Genomic DNA, 5,518 nt, shown 5'->3' with positions numbered 1-5,518 from the left:
TGATTTGGGTATCTTGACCGAAGTTGCCACTATGGAGTATTCTTTTTGCGGTCCCTTGACCATATCAGGATCTTCACCGGCGTCTTCTGCATAATGCTTTGCCTGATCTTCTGTAAGTTCCTTAACATTAAATACGCCTATAAGTTTTACAGTTTTTCCTTTAGAATCTGTAGGGATAAAGAATCCATAATCTTTAAAGGTGATCCTGGCTGAAAAAGCACCGTCGTTAGCTACAAAAAAGCATCCCTTCTTTTCACAAACCTGAGCAATTTCGGTCTCAATGGTAAGTTCTTTTCCTGATAATTCATCTGCTTTCTCAATAACAGACATAAGAGATCTTGGCTCAGCCCATTCGTTAACTTCCGATCCGAAAACCTCGTGTGTTTGAGTCACCTGCACAGGGTCTGATAATCTTATCACTTCACTTTCCTGTGCATAAGAAAAGGTCGAAATTAACAGTGCAAAAATAGGTATAAGTAATGATCTCATTATGAATGTATTTGTATTTATGAGGTAGTCAAACATACAAAAGTTTAGGGGCAATTTTACACCATCAGATCCAAAATTATGAAATATTCTTTTGTTCGGTTTCACAATAATAAACCTTGCGGCCACCGGTTTCAATTACCTTGATCTCTTTACCACATTTGTAGCATGGATTACCGGTTCTCCCATATACATAATGCCGGTATTGTTTCCTTGTAGCTCCCTCCTCTTTCAATGCCTTCACCAGCTCATAAGGTGTTGTGTTCCCACCTGTCTCATATGACCTCCGTGACAATTCAAGAGAATTCTTAGCCAGATCACGAATTTGTTTATCGCTACAGTCTTTAGGTCGAAATTCCGGGTCAACGCCTGCACAAAATAAGATCTCACTCCTCAGGTAGTTACCCACCCCACTCAAAAAACCCTGATCCAGTAAAAGAGTAGATAATTTCCTATTCCTGAAGGCATCACTTTGATAGCGTTCCAATACCTCTTCATAGGTAGTTTTGGGATGGACTACATCCGGACCAAGTTTTTTGATATACGGATGGTTTTCAACCTCCTCATCCTTAAGCATTTCAATTTCAGAAGCCGAATACAATAATGCGGATCTGTCTTTAGTATGGATAGCGGCACGAAGCGTTCTGTTAGTATCAGGGAGTTCACCCCGATCTTTGATCATCCATTTGCCATATAGCTGATTATGTGAATACAAATTCAGATCGTTCTCAAACGCAGTGATGATAGCCTTTCCTCTTGGTGTTACCGATTGCACTTTTAAGCCAACCAAAAGAGATTCAAACTCTTTCAACTCTTCAAAAGCAAAAAACAGCTCTTGAATTTCTTTATGTGCAATAGCTTCTCCAATTTGATCAGCAGCTCTCCAAATTTCCGGTCCTTCGGGCATAGTATTTCGTTATTCGTTACTCGTTATTTGTTATTCTTGGCCACTTGCCACTTGCCACTTGTCACTTGTCACTTGCCACTTGCCACTTGCCACTTGTCACTTGTCACTTGCCACTTGCCACTTGCCCCTTGTACTAAAATATTTGGTTAATCATTGGGAAGTCATTACAATCCCAACCAAAAATCCGTTCAATGAAACAAACACTCGCATTAATATCCGGTTTTTTAGGTCTTTTATTTTTTGAAGGCTTTGCCAGACTTATAATCACCTTCTATCATCGTATTGAATTTCATTTCTATGGAATTTCCCACTTCCCCTCTGATGTATGGATATATGTGATCTTCGTCTCCGTAATAACGAGCACATGGCTTACCTCAATGTTAATACTCACCGTTCTAAAAACTAACAGTAAACGGTATGCGCTCCTTTTTGCCGGGATGATCATCCTGTGGCGCGGCGTTGAAATAGCGAACTCTTACCAATCAGAACCCATCTACTATTTTGTAGGAGTGAATGGATTACATCTGTTGGGCGTATACCTGGCATATGTGGCTTATTCGAGACAGAAAGGCATTAATTGACAATCAGGAAAAGACCTATTCGTTTGTCAACTTAATTGACTAAAAACAATAGCGTCCTAAACGTTTTAAAAACATCAATTCAAGATAAAAGAGATCCTTCCTCATTCATTCCGCTACGCTGCATTTACTCGTCAGGATGACATCTGAGACGGGAGGTCACCATAAGGCGCCAAAGGCGCCTCTGACCCCTAACCCAACCCCTTGTCATCTTGAACGAAATGTAGCGTAGCGGAATGTAGTGAAAGATCTCCCTAATTAGGCTTAGAGTAGGTTTTAAAGCACATACTTAATAATGTAAACAACTTATAGAAAGATATATTCATCAAGTTTGAGAAACGTTTAGGATGCTATTGGACTAAAAACTACTTTTTACTTTCTCAATCACTATATCTCCTTGCTTAAACATGTGCTACGAATCTTTTTTAAAAAACTTATCCCAGTGTTCATCCTCAGAAGATTCCCAAATATCATCTATCGAAGCTTCAGATAAGCTCTCAATCTCTTTGCCTTTTGGCAATTTATACTCAATAGCTTCTTCATTTATTATTGCCTTTATTTCTCTTTGAATCTCGAATGGCATTGTTTTGTATAAATCAACTATGGCCTGAGCCTGCCTTTTTACTGATTCTGATTCATTAAATTTAACCTGTTTTTTTTGTTTGATGTATTCATAACATTCGTCTGCTTGCTATTTTATGAATAATGTAATAATTGATCTGGTAATCTACTAACAGATGAATCTCTGCAAAATTATGATAATTCGATTGGTCCTGTGCAAGCAGACATTCGTTGATGTTACTGATTTTAATTTCGCTTACATTCTAAATCAAAATAATCTGCAATACTCCAAATGAAGTTCAAATATATTCCTATCCTGTTTTTATTAGTGTTGCTCGCCGGTTGTAACCACAGTCCAAATTCACAATTTAAAGAAATCACCTCCCCTGCTGGCGATAACAGCATGTACCCTCGTTTGTTTACGGATAACACCGGTGCAGTTTTCTTAAGTTGGGTTGAAGAAAATGGAAATTTAGCTGAATTAAAGTATGCTACTTTTGATAATGACTCCTGGTCTTCAGCTACTACCCTTTCCTCAGATTCTACCTGGTTCTTAAACTGGGCAGATTATCCTTCTTTAATTGCCCATGATGGCAAGCCATTAGCCACACACTGGTTGAATAAAGTTAAAGGTGGTACCTATGCATATCATATAAATATGGCCACTTATAATAATGGTTGGTCCGAAGCTTTTACACCTCATAAAGATGATACACCAACAGAACATGGTTTTGTAAGTATGACCCCCGCTACAGATTCTACCTTTCTTGCTGTTTGGCTCGATGGCAGGAATACAGACGGCAGAGGCCATGATGAGTACATGGATATGAATATGGCAATGAGTTTAAGGGGAGCAATTATTGGCAATGATTCTGAAATAAAAGACAAATTTTTGCTCGATGATTCTGTTTGTGATTGTTGTAATACCTCCGTTATAAAGACTGATAAAGGATTTATAGCTGCTTATAGAAATAGAACGGATGAAGAGATCAGAGATATTTATGTCACCTCATTTGCAAATGGTAGCTGGACAGATCCAAAACCCGTTCACAACGACAACTGGAACATAGCGGCATGTCCTGTCAATGGACCGGCGATTGATGCCTATGACAATAATATAGCCGTTGCATGGTTCACCGGCGCTAATGGAGAAGCTAAGGTGAAATTGGCCGTTTCTAAAGATTACGGGGAAACATTTGGGCCTCCTGTAACTTTGGATGATGGAAACCCCTACGGGCGTGTAGACCTTAATATGAGTGAGAATAAAATATGGGTAAGCTGGCTTACTTCTGCTGAAAACGATGCCGAATTACAAATTCGCTCCTTCACCTTTGATGGGGTTGAAATAGCTTCTTATAGTTTACCGGGACTTTCCAACAGCCGAAACAGTGGGTTTCCTCACATTTCTGTATGGAATGAAGGCCTTCTGATCGCTTATACAGATGTTTCAGGAGAATCTCCACATGTCAGAACACTGTTACTTGAATAAAGCTTAGTTCTCTGTATCCCAATCAATGTTATTTGGGGTAACCTCAGCGGTAAGCTGGTCAGCTTCCTCACAGCCCCCGGTTCCTTCGACATATCCATTACAGGTTGCCGGATGCCCGGTGATAATAAAAGAAGAAGAGGCCGCGGTATTGATCTGATAGGTACCATTAGCATTCCAGGCAATATCCGCATCTTCATTCACCCCTTCAGTTGGGAAACTAAACGTCTTAAAGGTCATTCCGGTATAGGAATCATCTCCTCCACCCATAGCAGCCGGCTTTACATACCAGCTTTGTGAAGCAGAAGCAATGGTAAGCATATCCTTCCTTACGGCATCAATATTAGCCCTTTCAGCACTTCCTGCTAATACATTTAGTGCTATTATAGTCGCTATACCGGCTATAATAGTCACCAATACTAAGATCAATAGTTGTTGTTGCCCCATAACACCCTGTCTGTTAGATAATGGTCAGCTAAATCTAATTCTACGATCAGACAAATAAAAATATGTTAAGACAGTTTAATAAAGATGTTTGTTTAGTAAATATCTCAAAAATAGAAAAAGCCCCAAAACGGAGCCTTTTCAAAAGCCAAGTTTAAAATAATGGGCTTTAGCTGCCCCAGTTAATGTCATTTTGTGAAACGGTAGCTTCCAAAGGGGCGGCACAACCTCCCGTCCCCTCTGTATAACCGTCACAGCTGGCCGGATGGCCGGTAATCGTATATGAAGTTCCCACAGATGTATCAATGATATAAGTACCATTCATATTCCAGGCCACATCGCCGGCTTCATTGATCCCTTCTGCAGGAAAGTTGAAATCATTGAAGTCCATATCAGTAAATGTATTTGCTCCGCCCCCCATCATTGCAGGTTTAATGAAATAACCTTGTGATGCCGAACTGATCACCAGCATATCCTGGCGAACCATATCCTCATTGGCACTCTTCGCACTGGTGCCAAAAACATTGATGGCTACTACAGTTGCGATCCCCACAATAATGGTCACTAAAATAACGAGTAAAAGTTGTTGCTGTCCCATGATGTTTAATCTTTAATGTTGAAATTGTTGATTAATTTTCAACAAATTTATGGCAACACTAAAGTAAAACAAAGCAGATTAAAACAGTTTAATTCTTAAAGAAAGGCATTGAAAGATTGTTATTTTATAATAAACAGGTTAATTCTGTAAAAGATGCTTTATTGAACTTAAAAAAGGCTATTAAAAATAAATCAATCAATAATATTTGATTAAATTGTTTTAATCATTTACTGATTATTAAAAATATTTATAGTTAACTTTCTTCTATTTCTTCCACATCATGCATATGAACATTCACTAAGGTACCATACTGATTCCATTCTTTAAGCATTCCAACCATTTCCCCATGTTCATATTCTGCCTCAAGGCGCTGTTGGCCGTTTGGATAATATATTTTAAGCATGCCATGTTCTACCCCCTCTTTAAAATTAACTTCACTGGCTTTCACTCCATTTTCA

8 protein-coding genes are annotated in these 5,518 nt (G+C 38.9%); 2 read left to right on the top strand and 6 right to left on the bottom strand.

What is annotated here, in order from left to right:
• A partial coding sequence (locus VFM80_RS12115) for a DUF4920 domain-containing protein (RefSeq protein ID WP_395072091.1) occupies positions 1–489 on the bottom strand: 489 nt, incomplete at its 3' end.
• A 76-nt stretch (positions 490–565) separates the two neighbouring features.
• Positions 566–1,393, bottom strand: a complete 828-nt coding sequence (nei, locus tag VFM80_RS12110; protein ID WP_395072090.1) for an endonuclease VIII — start codon at positions 1,391–1,393, stop codon at positions 566–568.
• A 191-nt stretch (positions 1,394–1,584) separates the two neighbouring features.
• Between nei and VFM80_RS12105 the strand changes: the two genes are divergently transcribed.
• Positions 1,585–1,974 (top strand): hypothetical protein, encoded by a 390-nt coding sequence (locus VFM80_RS12105; protein WP_395072089.1) that lies wholly within the window; start codon positions 1,585–1,587, stop codon positions 1,972–1,974.
• A gap of 409 nt (positions 1,975–2,383) precedes the next feature.
• Here VFM80_RS12105 and VFM80_RS12100 read toward each other — a convergent pair whose 3' ends face one another.
• On the bottom strand, positions 2,384–2,554 hold the full coding sequence (locus tag VFM80_RS12100) for a hypothetical protein (RefSeq protein ID WP_395072088.1): 171 nt from the start codon (positions 2,552–2,554) through the stop codon (positions 2,384–2,386).
• 270 nt (positions 2,555–2,824) lie between these two features.
• Between VFM80_RS12100 and VFM80_RS12095 the strand changes: the two genes are divergently transcribed.
• On the top strand, positions 2,825–4,021 hold the full coding sequence (locus tag VFM80_RS12095; protein WP_395072087.1) for a hypothetical protein: 1,197 nt from the start codon (positions 2,825–2,827) through the stop codon (positions 4,019–4,021).
• Positions 4,022–4,024: 3 nt separating this feature from the next.
• On the opposite strand, the gene VFM80_RS12090 is transcribed toward VFM80_RS12095, so the two are convergent.
• The 3 genes from VFM80_RS12090 to VFM80_RS12080 form a co-directional block, all read right to left on the bottom strand.
• On the bottom strand, positions 4,025–4,465 hold the full coding sequence (locus tag VFM80_RS12090; RefSeq protein WP_395072086.1) for a hypothetical protein: 441 nt from the start codon (positions 4,463–4,465) through the stop codon (positions 4,025–4,027).
• 166 nt (positions 4,466–4,631) lie between these two features.
• The gene (locus VFM80_RS12085; protein WP_395072085.1) at positions 4,632–5,060 is read right to left on the bottom strand and encodes a hypothetical protein; all 429 of its coding nucleotides are present in this window, start codon (positions 5,058–5,060) and stop codon (positions 4,632–4,634) included.
• A gap of 253 nt (positions 5,061–5,313) precedes the next feature.
• Positions 5,314–5,518, bottom strand: a 205-nt coding sequence (locus VFM80_RS12080; RefSeq protein ID WP_395072084.1) for a toxin-antitoxin system YwqK family antitoxin, incomplete at its 5' end; no start/stop codon positions are given.

The sequence above is a fragment of the Gracilimonas sp. genome (assembly GCF_035704785.1).
Classification (GTDB): Bacteria; Bacteroidota; Rhodothermia; order Balneolales; family Balneolaceae; genus Gracilimonas.
This window is presented reverse-complemented; position numbering and strand designations above follow the sequence as displayed.

What these genes read in the sequence shown, in the direction of transcription:
- nei (WP_395072090.1), bottom strand. Translation starts at nt 1,393, where the DNA reads ATGCCCGAAGGACCGGAAATTTGGAGAGCTGCTGATCAAATTGGAGAA.
- VFM80_RS12105 (WP_395072089.1), top strand. Translation starts at nt 1,585, where the DNA reads ATGAAACAAACACTCGCATTAATATCCGGTTTTTTAGGTCTTTTATTT.
- VFM80_RS12100 (WP_395072088.1), bottom strand. Translation starts at nt 2,554, where the DNA reads ATGCCATTCGAGATTCAAAGAGAAATAAAGGCAATAATAAATGAAGAA.
- VFM80_RS12095 (WP_395072087.1), top strand. Translation starts at nt 2,825, where the DNA reads ATGAAGTTCAAATATATTCCTATCCTGTTTTTATTAGTGTTGCTCGCC.
- VFM80_RS12090 (WP_395072086.1), bottom strand. Translation starts at nt 4,465, where the DNA reads ATGGGGCAACAACAACTATTGATCTTAGTATTGGTGACTATTATAGCC.
- VFM80_RS12085 (WP_395072085.1), bottom strand. Translation starts at nt 5,060, where the DNA reads ATGGGACAGCAACAACTTTTACTCGTTATTTTAGTGACCATTATTGTG.